Source organism: Aquimarina sp. (genome assembly GCF_977115655.1).
The window spans coordinates 40354-60337 of sequence record NZ_CDSBKO010000036.1 but is presented as its reverse complement, the minus strand read 5'-3'; the positions used below and the strand labels follow the sequence as shown (position 1 = coordinate 60337).

General features: G+C 29.6%; 17 protein-coding genes. All 17 read right to left on the bottom strand.

Annotation, left to right across the window (positions count from 1 at the left end; all coding sequences use genetic code 11):
• Window positions 1–353 precede the first annotated feature (353 nt).
• The 17 genes from ACZIYX_RS15040 to ACZIYX_RS14960 all read right to left on the bottom strand — a co-directional run bounded on the left by ACZIYX_RS15040 (window position 354) and on the right by ACZIYX_RS14960 (window position 19974).
• The gene (locus tag ACZIYX_RS15040) at window positions 354–1340 is read right to left on the bottom strand and encodes a hypothetical protein (RefSeq protein ID WP_462683076.1); all 987 of its coding nucleotides are present in this window, start codon (window positions 1338–1340) and stop codon (window positions 354–356) included.
• 1 nt (window position 1341) lies between these two features.
• Entirely contained in the window at window positions 1342–2748 is a 1407-nt protein-coding gene (locus ACZIYX_RS15035; protein WP_462683075.1) for an MBOAT family O-acyltransferase, read from the bottom strand.
• A 96-nt stretch (window positions 2749–2844) separates the two neighbouring features.
• On the bottom strand, window positions 2845–3780 hold the full coding sequence (locus tag ACZIYX_RS15030) for an SGNH/GDSL hydrolase family protein (RefSeq protein WP_462683074.1): 936 nt from the start codon (window positions 3778–3780) through the stop codon (window positions 2845–2847).
• A gap of 3 nt (window positions 3781–3783) precedes the next feature.
• Window positions 3784–5118 (bottom strand): MBOAT family O-acyltransferase, encoded by a 1335-nt coding sequence (locus tag ACZIYX_RS15025; protein ID WP_462683073.1) that lies wholly within the window; start codon window positions 5116–5118, stop codon window positions 3784–3786.
• Between the two features lie 127 nt (window positions 5119–5245).
• Entirely contained in the window at window positions 5246–7144 is a 1899-nt protein-coding gene (gene asnB, locus ACZIYX_RS15020) for an asparagine synthase (glutamine-hydrolyzing) (RefSeq protein ID WP_462683072.1), read from the bottom strand.
• A gap of 7 nt (window positions 7145–7151) precedes the next feature.
• Window positions 7152–8294 carry a glycosyltransferase family 1 protein gene (locus tag ACZIYX_RS15015; protein WP_462683071.1) on the bottom strand — a complete coding sequence of 381 codons (1143 nt, stop codon included), beginning with the start codon at window positions 8292–8294 and terminating at the stop codon, window positions 7152–7154.
• A 58-nt stretch (window positions 8295–8352) separates the two neighbouring features.
• On the bottom strand, window positions 8353–9753 hold the full coding sequence (locus ACZIYX_RS15010; RefSeq protein WP_462683070.1) for a phenylacetate--CoA ligase family protein: 1401 nt from the start codon (window positions 9751–9753) through the stop codon (window positions 8353–8355).
• Between the two features lie 2 nt (window positions 9754–9755).
• Complete coding sequence (locus ACZIYX_RS15005) at window positions 9756–10898, bottom strand: glycosyltransferase family 1 protein (protein ID WP_462683069.1); 1143 nt, start codon at window positions 10896–10898, stop codon at window positions 9756–9758.
• Window positions 10898–11788 (bottom strand): glycosyltransferase family 2 protein, encoded by an 891-nt coding sequence (locus ACZIYX_RS15000; RefSeq protein WP_462683068.1) that lies wholly within the window; start codon window positions 11786–11788, stop codon window positions 10898–10900. The genes ACZIYX_RS15005 and ACZIYX_RS15000 overlap by 1 nt, the downstream gene beginning before the upstream one ends.
• Before the next feature lie 17 nt (window positions 11789–11805).
• On the bottom strand, window positions 11806–12903 hold the full coding sequence (locus tag ACZIYX_RS14995) for an EpsG family protein (RefSeq protein ID WP_462683067.1): 1098 nt from the start codon (window positions 12901–12903) through the stop codon (window positions 11806–11808).
• An 89-nt stretch (window positions 12904–12992) separates the two neighbouring features.
• Entirely contained in the window at window positions 12993–13931 is a 939-nt protein-coding gene (locus ACZIYX_RS14990; RefSeq protein ID WP_462683066.1) for a hypothetical protein, read from the bottom strand.
• A 3-nt stretch (window positions 13932–13934) separates the two neighbouring features.
• A complete protein-coding gene (locus ACZIYX_RS14985; protein WP_462683065.1) occupies window positions 13935–15380 on the bottom strand; it encodes an MBOAT family O-acyltransferase in 1446 nt (481 codons plus the stop codon).
• Between the two features lie 11 nt (window positions 15381–15391).
• Entirely contained in the window at window positions 15392–15631 is a 240-nt protein-coding gene (locus ACZIYX_RS14980; RefSeq protein WP_462683064.1) for an acyl carrier protein, read from the bottom strand.
• 13 nt (window positions 15632–15644) lie between these two features.
• A complete protein-coding gene (locus ACZIYX_RS14975; RefSeq protein ID WP_462683063.1) occupies window positions 15645–17129 on the bottom strand; it encodes an AMP-binding protein in 1485 nt (494 codons plus the stop codon).
• Between the two features lie 30 nt (window positions 17130–17159).
• Window positions 17160–17732 (bottom strand): hypothetical protein, encoded by a 573-nt coding sequence (locus ACZIYX_RS14970; protein ID WP_462683062.1) that lies wholly within the window; start codon window positions 17730–17732, stop codon window positions 17160–17162.
• Between the two features lie 2 nt (window positions 17733–17734).
• Window positions 17735–18859 (bottom strand): glycosyltransferase family 4 protein, encoded by a 1125-nt coding sequence (locus tag ACZIYX_RS14965; protein WP_462683061.1) that lies wholly within the window; start codon window positions 18857–18859, stop codon window positions 17735–17737.
• Window positions 18856–19974 (bottom strand): glycosyltransferase family 4 protein, encoded by a 1119-nt coding sequence (locus ACZIYX_RS14960; RefSeq protein ID WP_462683060.1) that lies wholly within the window; start codon window positions 19972–19974, stop codon window positions 18856–18858. Before ACZIYX_RS14960 ends, ACZIYX_RS14965 begins: the two co-directional genes overlap by 4 nt.
• Window positions 19975–19984 lie beyond the last annotated feature (10 nt).

Genomic DNA, 19984 nt, shown 5'->3' with positions numbered 1-19984 from the left:
AAAAATATAGCCTATAAAGAATCTAATCAAGATGTACTTAGACGGATGCATACTAATAAATTATTTCTTTTTCATCTATTCTTCGTTAAAAAATATAACTGTAATACAGCTATGCTTGATACCATATCAAGTCTGGCACAAGCTTTTTGCCTTGAATACTTAAAAAATAAATTCAATTTCTATACGCACTATTTCAAAGTTAAAAGGTATAAAAGAAGGTTTCTCTGAAAGAAAAAAAGAGTTTTTGAGAAATCAAAATTGATACTTTTCAGCCTCTTTTTACAAATAGAAAAAGCTAGTTTTCTATCTTTCTTTAATACTTTAAGGCTTGAATTAATAATTCAATTGATTTACTATTTTGAAGTTGTATTGATATATTTTTTTAATATTGGCATTAAAAGTTGAGCCAAAACGGTATTTCCTTTTTCATTTAAATGACCGTTAGATATAAAATAGTTACTTAAATCGTCTGGAAATTCCAAAACATGAAAACGTACAGCTCTTGAATTGTTTTTGTATTCTAAAATTCCATTAAGACGGGTTCTGCCAATATTATTTATTACAACAATATCTATGACTTTATCGAACCCTTGCTCTTCAATTTTTTTAATTACCCAATCTAATTTTTCTTTTTCGAAATCTAGCTTTTTGGACTTCACTTTGGCTGCTCCATAATACTTAAACATATTATAAATTTTAAACATCAAAAGACTTTTGCACAACCTTTTTACTTTACTAGGAAATGAAAGGTATGCTCCAAAACTATTATTTTTTGATTTATAAAATTTAATCGAATCTCCTTCTTTATAAGGAAAATTTCTACCAGGATCATTTTCAGGATTCCTTTTTCCTATATTAACCACTTCTCCTGGTGTCATTACAAAAACAATTTTATCAAAATCCAATGCTTCTATATTTAATAGATGCTCTAATAAAACAATTCCTTGTACAGGAGTCCATACTCCTCCTGACCCTGCATTATTAACAGGGGATTTTAACTCTTTTTCCAATTTTTCAGAAAATCTGTTTTCATTACTCACTCCATATCCTTCGACAAAAGAATTTCCTATAACCAAAGTTCCTCCTTTTGTAAATTCATCATCTCTAAAACCATGTGAATTTATTTCATTTACAACTCCTCCCCAAGGATAATAAATCATCTGTTTTGTATTTTTTTGTCTGGTTACACCATACAAAGAATCCATATCATAATAAATAGGAGGGTCGTTAAACCCTGTATATGGTAATAAAACCTCTTTACCATTACTAATACCCCCAATAATCAAATTAAGAATTTCTAAGATGATTAATCCTGCTATAATTTTTTTTAAGTGCTTCATTTTAAAACTGGAAATAAATAAACTCTGCTTGTATTTCTCTGTTAAGAGAACCAATAATAGCTATTACTAATACCAACCAAACAATTATATGTATTTTATATTTTTTTAAAATCCAAAAATCCAACACTAATAATATTAAAACCAGAATCCAGTCATATACTATTACTAAACTTGAGGTATCAAATTTTATAGAATTTATTCTCCCTATATAATTAACAGCATGAGAGATTGAATTTGCCCTAAAAAATATCCAGGCAACTGTCACTACAAAAAATGTAAATACAATCTGCCCAAAATCTTTAATATACAATAGTAAGTTTTTTTTATTAGAGTTTTCTAAATGTTTTCTATTTGTCCCTAATATAAAGGAAGGTATGAACACCAAAGCATGAATTCCTCCCCATACGATAAAGGTCCAGTTTGCCCCATGCCAAAATCCACTTACCAAAAATATAGCAAATACATTTCTTATCCCTTTTAGCTTACCCACCTTTGAGCCTCCTAGCGGGATATAGAGGTAATCCCTAAACCAAGTAGAGAGAGATATATGCCATTTTCTCCAGAACTCTCCTATGCTTCTGGAAAAGTATGGGAAATTGAAATTTGTCATTAAATCAAACCCAAATAACTTTGCTGTTCCTATAGCAATATCAGAATACCCACTAAAATCACAATATATTTGAAAAGCAAAGAACACAGCTCCTGTTATTAAAGTCCCCCCAGAATACTCTGCATAATTTATAAATATATCATTAACTATAGGAGCCAAAGAGTCTGCTACAACTACCTTTTTAAACATCCCCAAGGTTATTAGTTCTATTCCTTTCAGACCTTGTTCTTTACTAAACTTTCGTTTTTCTAATATTTGTGGCAATAAATTAGATGCTCTTTCAATTGGTCCTGCTACCAATTGCGGAAAAAAGGAAACAAAAGCAGCAAAAGCTACAAAATCTTTTGTTGGCTCAAGTTTATTTCTGTAAATATCTATAGAATAAGACATGGTTTGAAAAGTATAAAAACTGATCCCTACAGGTAATATAACTTGTAACGTCCATGTATTTTCTACAGAATATCCTAATGAAGCTAATAAATCCACCCATGATTCTACAAAAAAATTATAATACTTAAAAAAGCCTAATAGACCCAAATTAAATATCATACTAGCTGTAAGCCATCTTTTTCTTACAGAATCATCCTCAGATTTATGAATAAAAAGCCCAATACAATAATCTACTATCGTACTTAATACAATTAAACTTAAAAATCTATAATCCCACCAACCATAAAACACATAGCTGGCGATAAGAACTAAGAAATTTTGAAGCTTTAATTTTTTATGTACTACAAACCAATATAGTACAAGAACCAAAGGCAAAAACAGAAAAAATTCTAAAGAGTTAAAAAGCATATAATATAATTATTCTTAATTTTTTAAATAAAAATGGGTATCCTATCTATTTGTTTAAAATACTCGATTCAATATTTTGGTTTTCAAATTTTAAACTTATTGCAAATCTTTTAATTGATTTGATAATTCTTTTGTAAACAATTCTGCTCCATCATTATTTAAATGAGAAAAATCATGAAACAATTCTCGCTTATTCATAAACTGCTTAGAGTTAAAAAAATCAATCAAAGGAACGCCTTCCTTTATAGCTATTTCTTTTATTTTAATAAAGGATTCATTTTTAGAATGGTCTACACTATTAAAAGTTGGTGAAGTTACAAACACCAGTCTAATATCCTTGTTTTTTGCGTTGGTTATAAATGATTTTAAGGCATCTACAAAATTATCATCTATCAATTCTACATATTCCTTAACTTTATCTGGATCATTTGTAAGTATATCTTCGGGTTTTATTTTGTTAAACAAAGGGCGGTATCCCTGATAATCTTTTTGTGGAGATATATAATATCTTACTGCATGAACAATTGTTGAGTTCATCTGGTAGGACTTAAAAAATAATTTAAAATCTATCCATTTAGATTTTAGTCCCAGTATTGGCTTTAGTTCCTTACGGTTATCCCTATAATATGGGTGCAAATCACTAAGCCTGTCGTATGCTGATTTTGATTTGAACAAGAAATTCTCATCAATATTCAAAATAATAAACTCTGGCTTGGTTCTCTTGAGTATTATATTCTGAAGAGCTGTATGATACAATAATTGCTGCCCTTCGGCACCTGCATTAAAACATTCTATATTTAATTCTTGTTCAAAAACTTTGGGAACATAGTGTCTGTGTGCATGAGAACTTCCAAATACCAACATTTTTGCATTTGTTTCTTTAATAGCATGTGTAGCTCTTGCGTACTTACCTGTCTTCTGACTAAAAAATATTTGACTTGCGATAGATCCAAACACAAAATCTGCTATCAAAAAGATACATACAAATTTTAATGTTTTGATTGCCGATATCTTATATTCTTTTTTAATCATAATCTAAAATTGAAAGTAAATAAATTGCCCTTCTCCAAATACCCCAAAATATAAAATCATAAAAACAATACCTGCGTATCCCATTAATCTAACCAACTCAAACTTATTTTTAGAAATAGATAAAAAATCAGCAAAATATTCTTTCTTAATTTCAACAAAAAGTAATACTATAATTGCCAAAGTTGCATACATTGAAGCCGCTATATCATCACCACTACCAAAATATAATCTTCCCGGAGATGTAAAAATTGTTTTTATGATATAAAATGCGTTTTCAATACTATTAGCCCTAAAAAATATCCATGCAAAGTTTATGAAACAAAATGTCAAGAATATATTCAAGATCCCTTTTCTTCGTTTCTGAAACAAAAGCGCTTCCAAAATCAAATAAACCCCATTTATAGCACCCCAAACTACAAATGTCCAATTTGCACCGTGCCATAATCCACTAATCAAAAAGGTTAAAAACAGATTAAAAAGCCAACGTGGTTTTACTACCTTGTTCCCTCCTAAAGGAATATACAGATAATCCCGAAACCAGGTTGATAATGAGATATGCCATCTGGTCCAGAACTCACTAACAGAGGCTGAAAAATAGGGTCTTCTAAAGTTTGTCATAAGGTTAAAACCAAAGGTTTTGGCTGTTCCGATAGCTATTAAAGAATATCCGGCAAAATCACCATATATCTGAAATGCAAACAAAACTGTTGCTGCTATAAAACTCAATCCTTCATGATTCTCTATATTGTTATATACGGCATTTACATATATAGCTGCCCTATCTGCAACAACCAACTTTAAGAAAAATCCCCAGATCATTAATTTTATCCCATAGGAAAAACTTTGATATGTAAATTTTCTTTTTTCCAGAAACTGTGGCAATAAGTTAGAAGCTCTTTCGATTGGACCGGCAACTAATTGAGGAAAAAAGGATACAAAAGCTGCAAATGAAATAAAATCCCGAGTGGGCTTAAGTTTTTCTTTATAAATATCTATAGAATATGATAATGTCTGAAAAGTATAAAAAGAGATTCCGACTGGCAATATAACTTTAAGTGTCCACTTATTTTCTGTGACATAACCTAATGAAGCAAATAAATCTATCCATGATTCTACAAAAAAATTATAGTATTTAAAGAACCCTAAAAGGGCTATATTAAAAATAATACTTACCAACAGCCATTTTTTTCCTACTTGTTTGTTTTTAGATTTATAAATCTGAAGCCCTACAAAATAATCAACTATAGTACTTATTGCAATTAAAGATAAAAAACGATAATCCCACCAACCATAAAACACATAACTTGCTATTAATAACAGTATGTTCTGTAGTTTCAATTTTTTATAAACTACAAACCAGTATGTAAAAAATACTATTAGTAAAAAAGTAAAAAAATCAATAGAATTGAAAAACATGGTTAATTATTAATTTATTTATTTTTTAAACCATATAATTTATGATTGCTTATTTTGAGGCATAACTGTTAATATACCATTTTTGAAAACAATAAAATGTCCAAACTTTAAACGTGTTATCTTTTCCTTTTAGGTGATCTTCAACAAGTTTTTTTATGGCTTCTTTTTGAAATATATTTTGACTTTTCAACAATTCATCATCAATACATTTTTCCAAATCTTTGCGTAAAGTCGAACGTAACCAGTCTCCAACAGGTACACCAAAACCAGATTTTGGTTTATCTAAAAAATCCTTAGAAAATTCGTCTTTAAATGCTTCTTTCAAAATGAATTTTTTGTCCCATCCTTTCATTAAATAGTCATCAGGCAACGTATTGGTATAGTTCCATAATTTTTTATTTAAAAAAGGAGCCCTGCATTCTATAGAGCTTAACATACTAGTTCTATCTACTTTAACCAACATATCACCTTCTAAACTGATATGCTTATCTATAGTCCTGTATTCTGTTAGGTTTTTTGGAGAATTTATTTGTGTAACCTCCTTATAGTAGGCAAATGGGTTTGCCTCTATCATTTCGGGCAAAAGATATGTATCTATACTATCAGAAGGGTATCCTAATGAAATAATATCCCAATAATAATTATCCGAATAATCTATTGCATTTATAAGTTTATCTGCCCTGTATCTGATTCCTCTTTTATCATGTTTTGGTTTTATCAAAAGATCATTCATTTTTTTGACAAGGTTATGTGCTATTTCTGGTACTGCCCCGGTATATTTTTTATTGATATTTCCCATGTGGTACTTATTATATCCTCCAAAAACTTCATCTCCTCCATCACCGGTTAATGCTACTTTAACATGTTCAGCAGTTTTATTGGCTACCAAATAAGTAGGTAAAGAAGAAGAATCTGCAAAAGGCTCATCAAAATTCAATAAAATTTTACTTACATTGCTTTCAAGTTCTTTTTCATCCAGAATAAATTCATGGTGGTGACTGTTAATCAGCTTGGATACTGCACGAGCTTTATCGGTTTCATCGTATGATTTTTTGGTAAATCCTATAGAAAAAGTATTGATTCTTGCTTTGGTCATTTTTGCCAAACATAATGAAACGATAGATGAGTCTACGCCTCCAGATAAAAATGTTCCTATTGGTACGTCTGATACCGATCTGCTTATCACACTTTCATTTACTAATTCTTTTACTTTAGATTTTGCTTCCTCAAAAGATACTTTTTGTTTTTTTTCTGATTTTGTTTCTTTTATAGAAATATTTTCAAATTGGTGAGATGCTAAATCATAAGTTATAAAATGATTTGGTTCTAATTTTTTAATTCCTTCATAAATAGTAAAAGGTGCAGGTATATAGGTTAATTTAAAGAACAAATTTAGCCCTTTTCTATCAATTTCAGGAACTGTAGTTATCAATTTCATTATAGATTTAAGCTCTGATGCCCAAATAAACTTCCCTTCTTTTTGAGTATAGTACAATGGTTTTTCACCAAAGAAATCTCTGGCTATAAAAACTTTCCCTTTCTTTTTATCATAGATACTAAAAGCGAACATCCCATCTAATTTGCAGAATGAAGTAGTTCCTTGATGTTCATATAATTTTAAAATAACTTCTGTGTCACTTTGCGTTGCAAACGTGACTCCATCATTCTCTAATTCATTTCTTAATGTTCTATAATTATATATTTCTCCATTAAATACAATTACAGTTTCTTTGTCTTCAGAATAAATAGGTTGTTTTCCTGAACTTAAATCAATTATGGAGAGTCTTCGCATTCCCATAGCAATAGAATACTCTTTTTCAGAATGCATAAAAACTCCATCATCATCAGGTCCACGATGAACAATCCTATTATTCATTTGAGTAATTTCATTTTGTAATTTATCTTTACTCTCTTCTTTTATAGATATAAAACCATTAATTCCGCACATTGGTCTATTAGTTTACTTGATTATTATAAAATTCTTGCAGCATTAGAGCATTGTTTTTAATGTCATAATTTCCTTCAACAATTTTATCTATTGTATTTTCTCTATTATAATTTGTTGACTCCAATATTAATTCTGCCCAGTATTTTGGAGATTGTTTTAAGGATACAAAATTAATTAGTCCTGTAATATCAAGCTCTTTCGAAATTTCATCTGAAGCAAATATTTTTAAGCCAGATGCTTGTGCTTCGATTAGGGTAACCGGCAGCCCCTCATTAGTAGAAGGAAACACAAAAATATCGATAGCCTGAAGTATATCTGGAACATCATTTCTTACCCCTAAAAAATTAACATCATTTTCTATATTTAATTCAATTGCTGTATTTTCAAATTGTTTTCTTTCTCCTGCTCCAACTAAAATCAAGACAGAATCCTTTTTCATATTTTTTATCTCTTTATACACTTGTAAAAGAAATGAGTGATTTTTTTCTGGAACAAAATTACCAACATGACCAATCACTAGTTTCTCTCCTGAATGTAATTTTTCTTTTATTTTTGCTGCTTTAACCGGATCATAAATAAATTTATCAGAATCAATGGCGTTATTAATAATCTTTATTTTGTCCTTATTTTTTTTTCCAAACAACCAAATTCCAGCTTTATCTCCACATGAGTAATAGTGATTTGAATATGCAGGAACTTTTAGTTTAAAAATATTTTGAACAAAAAACCTAAATGCAAACTGTAAACTATGTCTTTTCTTAGAAAAAGGATTAAGGTTTAAATTATATAAACTAGTATGGCTATGTGCGATTCGGGTTTGAACATTGTGTTTTTTTGCCGATTTCAGTACAAAAACACTAAGAGCATTTAAGTGAGAATGTACTATTTGATATTCTGGGTTATTTTCAAAAAAATGATCCAGAGCTTTTTGATATACTGATAAATTTCGAAAATTAATACTCTGCAATCGGTGTATTTTACCTCCTAAGCTTTCAATTTCATCATCAAAGGCACCTCTTTCTTGTCGATGTAATAAAAAATCAAACTGAACCTTAGTTCGATCAATATTTCTATAGTAGTTCATTACCATAGTCTCTGCACCACCTCTGTTCATTATAGTAAGAACTTGAAGAATACGAATAGGTTTCATAATAAATAATTTACTTTTATTTAATCAACTAAAAATATTGTTTGTTGCTCTCTAAGTGTTAAAAATCAAGCTTGAAATTTCTTTTTACTGCATCAAATTTACCATTAGCTCCTAATAATATATCGTCGACTATATTTATTTGATACTCTACATTTTCTCCTAATCTCGCTTTTAGGTTATTCAAAAAATTATCTTTCATTTTTTTATCAAACTTATTATCTATAATTAGATTAACTATTATTACTTGCGGGGAGTCTTGTATGATTTGTCCTTTTACAATTCCTTCTATTCCTTTATAAGCAGTATCCATTCTGCCAACATATCCTTTTTCTTCTGTCCATAAAATATCGTCTTCTCTTCCTATAAGTTTTTCTATTATTGGCATAGCGCAACCGCAGTCACATTTTTTGCCTTCTTCAGATAGTTCTACTGTATCTTCAATATTATACCTAATCAAAGGAGTCTTATAATTTATAAAACTTGTAACAACCAATTTAGCTATTTCTCCAGATTGAGCTGGTTTTCCTTCTGTATTTATAAATTCAAAAACTCCCGAATCTAAATTCAAATGCAAATTCCCATTAATACATTCTGTAATAAACGGACTCCCTTCACTAGATGCATACTGATTATAAACATGGCAACCGAATGCTTTTTCTATTTCTAATCGTTGATAATCATATAGTGTTTCAGCAGTAACGGCAATTGCTTTGGGGGCAAAACTTATAGCTATATTGTTTTTATTAATATATTTACTAATAATATAAATTGCTGAAGGGTATCCATCAATCAACTCTGGTTTAAACTTATTTAATTTTCTTACATAATGTTTTAAATTAACATCTGTTAAATGGTAGGCAGACATTAACATTTGGTTCTCAAAATAATTATAGACCCAAAATGGAGGTTTCTTTGTTTTGGTGTCCACTATCAATCTTCCAGAAAATCGTACTTGTCTACTTTTGGGTGATATACCAATAACATGATGAAATCTTTTCCATACTGCAAATGACGCATTAATAGATTCTACATCTATATAATCTATTGTAGGAGAACCCGAGGTTCCACTAGTATGGCCTATCATTGCTGTTTTCCGTTTTTTGTTTACTATTAAATCGACTTTATTTTTTCGCTCTGTTTTTTTTAGGTCAGGCATCTTTTTAAGGACACCTATCGGGTTTTCTTGTATGTCATTTAATGTAATATCCAACTCTTTCATAATAGGGGCATACCAATCTGAATATTCAAATGCTTCTGAAAGCAATATTGCTAATTTCCTCTTTTGAAAGTTTGTCACTGTTTCAAGATCAGCATTCCATAGCGCAATATGTTCGCTCAAAAAAGATTCAAATTCTTTATTATAGCGTTGCTTGGTGTTCAAATATCCTTTTATGTTTAACAAAATAAACTTAAATGGATATGGTATGCTGTTATATATTTTTTCTTTTATACCTCCCATACTTAATTATTGTTTTGTTGAAGATAAAACTCCTGCATCTGTAGGGTATTTGAATATATATCATACCCCCGGTCAACAATTAGTTTTTGGGTATTACTTCTTGTTGTTATATCCATATCTAATATTTTTTTTGCCCAAAATTCTGGAGATTCTTTTAAAGAAAGAAACTCAATCAGATTAGACAAACGTACTTCTTCTGTAATGGTATCGGCTGCCAAAACTCTTAATCCAGCTGCTTGGGCTTCAATTAAAGTAACAGGCAATCCTTCATAAAAAGATGGAAAAACGAAAACATCCATCATTTGGCATAACTCTGGAATATCTGTTCGAACTCCTAAAAACTCAACTTTATCGTCAATAGAACGAATTTTGGTCTCTTTTTCTATTTCATTTTTAAGTGAACCATCTCCTATAAGAACTAGTTTACTATTAGGGTTTATATCAAGTAATGATGTAAATATTTGTAATAAGAATATATGATTTTTTTGGCTATCAAATCTCCCTATATGACCAATAACAAGCTCTTTATCAATACCTGATTTTTCTCTATACTTTTTGCGTAATACTGGATCAAATCTAAATTTTTCGGTATCAATGGCATTATTCATTGTAAAAAAGGGTGTGCTCTTTCCAAATAACCATTCTCCTGCTTTTCTTCCACAAGAAAAATAATGAGTAGTATATCTATGAATACTTTTCTTTAAATGAAGTTTTATTATTTTTTTAATTACTTCTGGCAAACTTTCCTTCTGTGTAACCAACGATTTTAAACTGACTTTATCCAGTGCAATATGGGCATGCGCAATTCTACAGGGAATATTAAATTCGCTTGCTACCTTTAGAGGAAAACTACTAAAAGTATTTAGATGAGAGTGTATCACAGAATAATCTTGATGTGTATCAAAAAAAATTCTAAGGTCATTATAACTACTTTTTGGAAACAACGGATTAATAGGATCAAGTTTAAATATTTTTCCTCCCAGATGCTCTATTTCATCATCAAAAGCTGCTTTTTCTTTTCTGAAAACTAAAAAATCAAATTGAACTTTATCCTTGTCTATTTTTCTATAATAATTCATAATCATAGACTCTGCCCCTCCCCGGTTCATAATCGTAAAAACCTGTAATACTCTAAAAGCAGCCATTAAAATTCGCCCTTTGTTTTATATCTTATATACAAGTTTAATACTACTCCCAGTGGAATTGCTAAAAAAGTGGTAATTTTTTTTGGGGATTCTTTTATGAATGCAGCATTTTTTGTGAACATAGCACTAGATACATAATGAATGGCATTTTTAAATTGTTCTTTAAAACTTCTTGCTAGCCGCATTCTATTTTTTCTCGAAAAAGCAAACCCTTTTGGATGCCTTCTATATTGTTTAAGCATATTCATACTAGAACCATCTGGTAAATACTCTACAATACAAAAAACTTCATTAACAGGATATAATTTGTAATCCTGATCTATTAGTAAGTATAAATCTCCCAATGGCACAAATCGCTCTCCTTCAAAAATGGGATAAGCAGGATATTTCTTAACTACTTCTGTTCTATACACCAATTTTTTGTCTCCTTTTACTTTATGCTTGTTATAAATGTCATACAAAGTAGTTTTTTTGATATTTTCTGGTATTGGTGTACCTATAATATTTCCTTTGCTATCTGCATCTAATCCAACTATTCCTGCAAATTCTGGTTTATCTTTAACTATATCCCAATTAACAAGGATTTTTTCAATAGCATTATCAGGCATAAAATCATCACTATCTATACAAACATTAAGTGTGGTTTCGATAAGTCTGTATGCAGCATTATGTCCTCCATGCATCCCTTGATTTTCTTGATAATGATATCTGATTGCAATCTTGTTTTCTTTAATCCATGAACCTACCAATTCTTCAGTATTGTCTGTTGAGCCATCATCAATAATAAGCCAAATGAAATCCTGATTAGTCTGCCGTATCAAACTTTGGTAACACTGATCCAGACAATAGGCTCTATTATAAGTAGGTGTAAATACTGTAATAGTTTTCATAATTTTTAGTTTAAGAGTTATCCCCAAAAAAGGTAATACATAAAATAGGTGAATAAAAAATAGACCAACATTACTTTTCCAATGACAAAGTGTTGGTCTTTAAAGAACTGTTGTTTTAGAAAAGGATAAATTATTATTATAGCCATCATGAACCAGGATAAATAAGCAAACCTGTTAGAATAATTAGCTTTAATTACCAAAATCCAAAATCCGTTACAAGTAAGATATGTATTCAGTAATTTAAAATAAACAGGATCTTTATATTCATTTTTCAAAACAAAATACCATCCGGCAAATACTGCAAATGCACTATGAAATAAAAAATCCCATCGAAAACCTGTGCTTGAAAAAGTTCCCTCTTCTGCCTGGCTGGTTAAATAGCCTGCTAACCTGTCATCATCTCCAAAACCCAGATTTGCAAATAATGATACCCATACACTGCCCATAGCCAGCGATAATGGAATACATAATAGCCAAACTTTAAAATAGGTTTTTGGTTCGTTGTAAAAATAGGTAAGTACAAATGCAAGAATAGGTAAAAATGTTGTTTTGTGAAAAAAGGTAGATATCAGGAAAAATATTCCCATTACCACTTTATTTTTATGGTAACTAACTCCCCATAAAAATAAAGAGCATGCAGCCCCATTTCTCATGCCATTAACTCCATAAGTCCAAAATGAAAAAGAGATAACAAACATAATAAAAGCATAATACCAATAGTGTCCAAAAAACTCTTTTGATATCCTGTACATCGGAAAAATATAGATTATAGCACAAATAGTAAAAAAAGTATGTATAGAAGAAAAACCAGCCATAGTCTTCATAAAAACATGCCAACCATAATCCTCTGCAGACAAAATGGGGGCACCTTGACTATATGCTATATAGAACCTATAATAATTTATAGTATCCCCAAACTTATCACTTGGTGGTCTTAGACCTATATGAAGTATCAAAAACAACAACAAAAAATATCCCGTAAAATTAATGTAACTAATATTTTTTGTGTCATTAAGGCTTAAAATACGAGAGTGTAATAGTGTAAAGAGTACTAAAAAAAAACACAAATTAAGATACAATGGATAATACCAATCTAGAGACACCAAAGTATTCATATTATTTTGATTTTTTTTTGCTTTACATCTAACATATATAACTATTCTTTATTGATAAAACATTGCTTATACTAAAGTGGATATCTTACTTATAAAATACCCTTATCATTTTTAAAATAATAAAGAATTGTATCACAAAGGTTCTTGGTAAATATTTTACCAGAAAATTTATCTAAATGATGACCATCATACGTATTATATTCTTCCAATTTGTTATTGTTAAAATCTAAATAAGGTACATTGTTTTTTACCGCTATTGAATCTATAATTTCATTAAATTCTGGGTAGTATTTTTTTTCATATTCCAAAAAATCTGCATCAATAGGCATTCTAACTAAAAACACAGAACCATGCTGCTCTAATTTTTGTACAAGATTATGCAAACTCTGTATTCTGGTTTGAGATAATTTATAATCTTCTCTATTATTTAAAAAAAGATCTATTTGATGTTTCTTAAAACTCTCTAAAGCCTCTTTATTTTTAGGCAAGTTTGTTTCTTCTAACCATCCGTCTTTATGTAAAGTCGATTTTTTACGAAATACCCCCTTAAAATGAAAAAACGAAAGATTTTTAATAAAATATTCATAATTTGGATTAACACATACAAAATTCATGTTATGAGGTGGTTGTCCCTTTTCTCTATATTCTCCTTTTGTATTATCATACCCTTTTTTTGAAGTTAGCATTTCTGGGGTAATAGAAATAATAAAAATTCCATTTTTTGATGTTTCATCCAGTTTTTTCTGAATACTGGTATTATATAGTGGTCCAATTATAGATTGTGCTATAGTAAAACTATAATTGAAAACAGGAAGCTCATAACCTAATTTATCAAAATATTGGTTCATTACACGGGGTTGGATTCCTTGCAAACTACGAGAATCCCCTATGATCATTGATTTAGCTTTAGGAGTCGTAAATTTTTCATAAAAGTAATCGATATTACCTCCATATTTTATTAACACAACTGTTGTTATTGCTAAGCATATAGCAAAAAAAAGCCCCAGTTTAAAAATTAATAATCTCATGATCTAAAATTGAAAATATATAAATGTTTCAGAACTTTTTCCAAAAAACAATATCAATGAAAAAATAAATATATAAAAAACCCATCTAAGGTAAATATTATAATTATGTATTTCAAAATCATGTTTCTTTTCTCGGTTACACCACTCTATTAAAATAAAGAAACCGATCAATATAATAGTAATTATAGTTGTAGAGGCTATAATTATAGAAGGGAAATTTATAATACTCAAAGAAAAAATCCTTTTCAGATAATCTAAACCCATAGCTACATTATCTACTCTAAAAAAGACATCTGTAAGCATAATCAAAAGAAATAGAGATATCATTTTAAACACCTCTTTAATGGAAGGCAAGAGTTTTCCTTTTGCTACAATTTCTGAAGAATTCATTTTACCAGAAAATACTAAGGGTATAAAATATATTCCGTGCAAAAGCCCATATACAATAAATGTACTGTTAGCTCCGTGCCAAAAACCTACTAAAACAAAAGTAATAATAATAGAAAAAATCAACCCTTTTTTTTGATGCCTTCTTAATGTAAATGACAATGGGGTAAAAACATAATCCATCATCCAGGTGGTTAATGAAATATGCCATTTTCGCCAAAAGTCACTAATATTTGTTGAAAAAAATGGGGTCGAAAAATTACGCATTAATTGTATTCCAAATAGTTTGGACACTCCAATTGCCATATTTGAATACCCTGAAAAATCTGCATACAATTGTATTGCATAAAAAAATGTCCCTACTAATAAAGTACTTCCCGATTCATTTTGATAATTGTTAAAAATAGGATTAACAATAGCTGCACAATTTTCTGCTATAACTATTTTTGCAAATAATCCCCATAAAATTTGTCGTAATCCATCTACAAAAAAACCATACGAAGTGTTTCTTTTTTCCTGAATTTGTGGTATAAAACTTGCTGCTCTTTCTATTGGTCCTGAAAGTATTTTTGGGAAAAAGGTAACAAAAACAGAAAATTCCAAGAGGTTTTCACTAGGATCAATCTCTTCATTATAAACATCTGTGAGGTATCCCAAAGTTTGAAATGTAAAGAAACTTATTCCTAACGGTAATAATATTTTTAACGTGCTATAACTTGATTCTGCACCAAAAATATTTAATATTTCAAAAAAACTTTCATAAAAAAAGTTGAAATATTTAAAATATAATAATAATCCTATATTAAATATCAATCCTATATATAGAAAAATATTTTTTTTACGATCTTCTGGGGCTCGATGTATTTTTAGTCCTAAGTAAAAATTAATTAGTGTACTTATAACTAATAATATTAAAAATCGCCAGTCTGCCCAGGCATAAAAAAAGAGGCTAACCAGTAGCAGAAAAAAGTTTTGATAAACACTGGATTTACCAAAAACCAACCAATATAACAGTAATACCGGAATGATAAAGGCGACAAAATCTAATGAGTTAAATACCACAGTTTTTTAAGTTAAATTTTAGACTGAATTACAGAAACCAGTGACCCTAAATTTTTAAGCTTATTTAGATCTCTAAGTTTAAAACGAATATTAAACTCTTCTTCTATTTTTGTTATTATCATCATGTGGGATAAAGAGTCCCAACCATCAACATCTTTGGCAGTCAATTCGTCATGTAACTCAAAATCATCATGTCCTAATATTGTCGTTAATGCATTGCTAATCTTCTCTTTTATAATATCTGCTTCCATATAATTTATAATCTTAACTAAATAATTCTTTTAATTTATTTCTATCAATTTTTCCATTGGTATTAAGAGGAAAACTTTCTGCGAATTTAATTTGGGTGGGAATCATATACTTCGGAAGCTTAGTTTTTAAGTTTTCTAACAGTTCATTTGTTTCAAATATAGAAGACTCTATTACTAATCCAATTTCTGTATTATGAATATTATTGGTAAAAGCAATTGCAACTACATTTATTTTATTTAGGGCAGCTTTAGTATGAAACTCAATTTCAGACAATTCTACTCTAAATCCTTGAATTTTTGCTTGAAAATCAACTCTTCCCAAATACAGGATATCTCCTTCTTTATCTACAGTACACAAGTCTCCCGTTCTATAAAACCTTATGTTTTTTCCATTATATTCTTTATAAAAGAAGGTTTCTTTGTTTTTCTCTTCATTTTTCCAATATCCTGTTGTAAGTTGTTTACCGCTTAGGCATAGCTCTCCACTTTGTCCATGTACTACCTCATTATTATTTTCATCTACAATTATGGTAAATGTATTTTGCATATCCTTTCCTATGGTTAAAACACCGTTATGTGTTTTATTATGCTCTCCTCTTTTGTAGGTGTAATCTGTACAAAAAATTGTACATTCTGTGGGGCCATATACATTTGCTATAGTAGCATTAGGTACACAGGCACTCCACTCTTCTGTAACGTCCAGCGGTAATGCTTCTCCACAAAAAAGACTGTATTTCATTGCAGGGCAATCGATTTCATCAAAATATGGACGTAAATAATGAAGTATGGACGGAACCATTAATGCAAAAGTTAAATTATAATCTTCCATCAATTCAAATATATAGCTATACTTGATTTCATCTTTAGGAATGGTGTACACACATGCACCCTTAAGTATAGGGGCCAAATAGGATACTACAGATAAATCAAAAGTTAGTTCAAACATTTGCAAGCATCTGTCTGTATTATCTATAGTATAATCCAGTTTCCAGAAGGCATCTATAAAGCTTGATAAATTACCAAAAGTAATAGGTACTCCTTTTGGAGTTCCTGTTGTTCCCGAAGTAAAAAATATATATCCAAGATCATCTTCGGATACTGAAACGGGTTTTAAATTAATTTCTGAAACTTTACATTGCTTCGTTAAAATAGTATTGTATTCTGAAAAAATCATATCTATAGAAGAGTCCAAAATAGTACTAATTTCTGCTTGTTTAATTACCATTGTATTTCTACTGGCAGGAAAGTCCGGATGTATTGGCACATAGGCTTTCCCTTCCATCCATAATGCTATAATAGATGCATAGGTATGAATATCATCATTAGTTATTAAACCTACATTAATTTCACTTCTTTTTACAGACGTTTGGATTACTAATCTTATATTGGATATAATTTGTGCAAAATCTTTATACGTATAGTATGTGTTACTAATGCAAAAGGCATTACCATCATAATTATCTTCAATAGATTTTTGTATGTCAAAAATTAAATTCATTCCTTATTTAGTTAATATCGACAAATATTTTTATACCTTTTTTCCATCTTTCTTTATAATTCGTGAAGGGTTTCCAACTACTACACAATTACCTGGAACATCTTTAACAACTACTGCTCCAGCCCCAATTACACTATTATCCCCTATTGTTATTCCTCCTATAATTATTGCTCCAGTATTAACAGATACATTATTTCCTATTGTAGGTCTCTTTCCTTTTTCCTCTCCTACCGTAACCAAATGATTTACATAAAAATTTTCGCCAATAGAATCTGCATTAAGAATAGTACTATACGGATGACCTGTAAGTATCCCGCCTCCTAATTTTGTACTTATATCTATTCTAAAATATTTTTCTTTTCTACAGTACAAATTAAGTACTTGTGCAAATACTCCTCTATTTCTGAAATAAAAAATCGTTCTAAAATCTGGTGAATTTGCTAAAAAATCCAATAGTAATGAAATTTTTCCTTTCTGTACTCCTTTTGACATTGCCCACCTTGCAATGTCTTTATCAATATCTTCTCTGTTATTACTTTTTAAGTATAAAAAAACATGGGGAATCAGCAACAGTTTATAAATGGTAATATATAATCTTCTCATTTTTAAGCCTCTTTAAAGATTAAACTATTAAACATATCTTGCCATATTTTCATTACTTTTTCTACAGTATAGTTAGAAGCATTAATACGCGCATTTACTCCCTTAATTTTACGCTTTTCAAAGTTTTGCATATACTCATCCAGTGTTTTTGCAAATTCTTCTTTGTTATATAATTCAACCAAACACCCATTTTCTTTACTGATTATACTTTTAGGTCCATGTGGGCAATCAAATGAAATTATTGGTAAACCACAAGCTTGTGCTTCTAGCAATACAAGAGGAAAGCATTCGTTATGAGAAGACATTACATATATAGAAGAGGTTAACATTTTATCCATAATATTGTTTGTAGCTCCTTTTAAAATCAAACTATCTTTCAATCCTTTCTCATTTATCTTATCTTGTAACATTTTTTCATAATCAGCATCACCTGTACCGTAAATATGCAGTTTCCAATCTTTATTTTCTTTCTCTGCCATTTCCCAAATATCTACTAATAAATCATAGCCTTTTACTGCTGCTATCCTACCTGCAGATATTACTGTTTTGTTTGATAATTCTGAAACTATATCAGGATAAAATGTCAATGGATTTGGGATAACCACCACATTATTAGTTTTATAATAATTAGCTTCATTATCATTTAAAACAATTAGTTTATCATATTTTTTTTCTACATAATCTGTAAATTTAAAGAAATATTTCTTAAACATATTAGAGTTCAAGCGAGGCTGTTTTTCTATAAATTTTGAAAAATGAAACTCTTTTACTTTTGGAATACCTTTAGCAATAAATGGCATAAAATATGTGTCTGTACTATGACTACATACTACTATAACTTCGGGTTGTATTTTTTTTATTTTTGATCTTATTTTACTAATATGCTTGGGTAATTTTATCAGGTTTACCGGATGAAAATAGGATTTTGATCTATCATAATTAATCTCTATATCATCAAAAATAATATTCTCGTCAAAATCGTAACAAGGTATATTATTCTTCTGTTCGGTAGTTATAATATATATATCATTATCCATTCCTTTAGCCAAATAATTAGCTTTGATTGATAGAACTCTTTCTATACCTCCATGCAGATAAACTTGATCGATAATAAAAATTATTCTCATCTTTGATAATTCTTGGTCATCATATTTTTAAATAAATCATTCCAATCTGAGACTATTTTTTCCGGGAGATATCTTTGCACATCTTTTCTTGCTCTTTTGCCCATCAAAATTCTATTTTCTTTATTTTCAATTAAAGAGTTGATACCGTTTGCTAATCCTTCTATATCATGATTTTCTATCAAAAGCCCATTCTCTTGATCTGAAATAATATCAGAAGGTCCATAATGACAGTCAAAAGAAACACATGGTACTCCATAAGCCATTGCTTCTGTTAACACCATCCCAAATCCTTCATATCTTGAAGACATTACATAAATAGATGCTTCTTTATATTTTTCTGCAATATTTTTTTCGGGAGGATAAAAATTTACTGATGATTTTATCTCTAGTTTATTTGCTAAATCTGTCAAACCCTCTTTTTCGCTAATTGTTCCATAAATATTTAAAGTCCAATCAGGAAATTTTTGTGCAACCAGCTTCCAACTTTGTAGTAACCTATCATACCCTTTTTGATAACTTTGTTTACCAACGGCTAATACTTTTTTATTTGATAAAGTGCTAATATCATGTTCTTCTGGATAAAATGACAATGGATTTGGGATTACCTTTAGGTTTTTCAAATTCCATTCGTTCAGGTTCCCCTTTGTTAGAACAATAAAATGATCATAGAATTTACCTCCAAAATCCATGATCTTGTACTTTAATAAAGTTATTATCTTGTCAAGAACAGATTGTTTACCTTGTTTTATTTCTGCGTTTTTTGAAACATGCCTCTCATATATCATCGGACACGGTTTACCCAAAACTATTGGCACTAATAGACCTTTAAGTCCATCATCACATACTGCAATAACATCTGGGTGTATTTTTTTTACTAAACGCCTCAACTTAAAAATATATCTATAAATATAAGTTAATGGGTTACCTGTAACTGTTATGTTATGATATGTTAGTTTAGGGCTAAAATCATAGAAAAGAGTTTTTTCATCCTGATTTAGGGTAACTACATGCACATCATATTTATATCGATCTGCCAGCATACTAGCTTTTATAGAAAGTACTCTTTCTAACCCTCCGGGACCATCTATTCTGTTAACAATGTATAAAAGCTTCATATACAGCTAA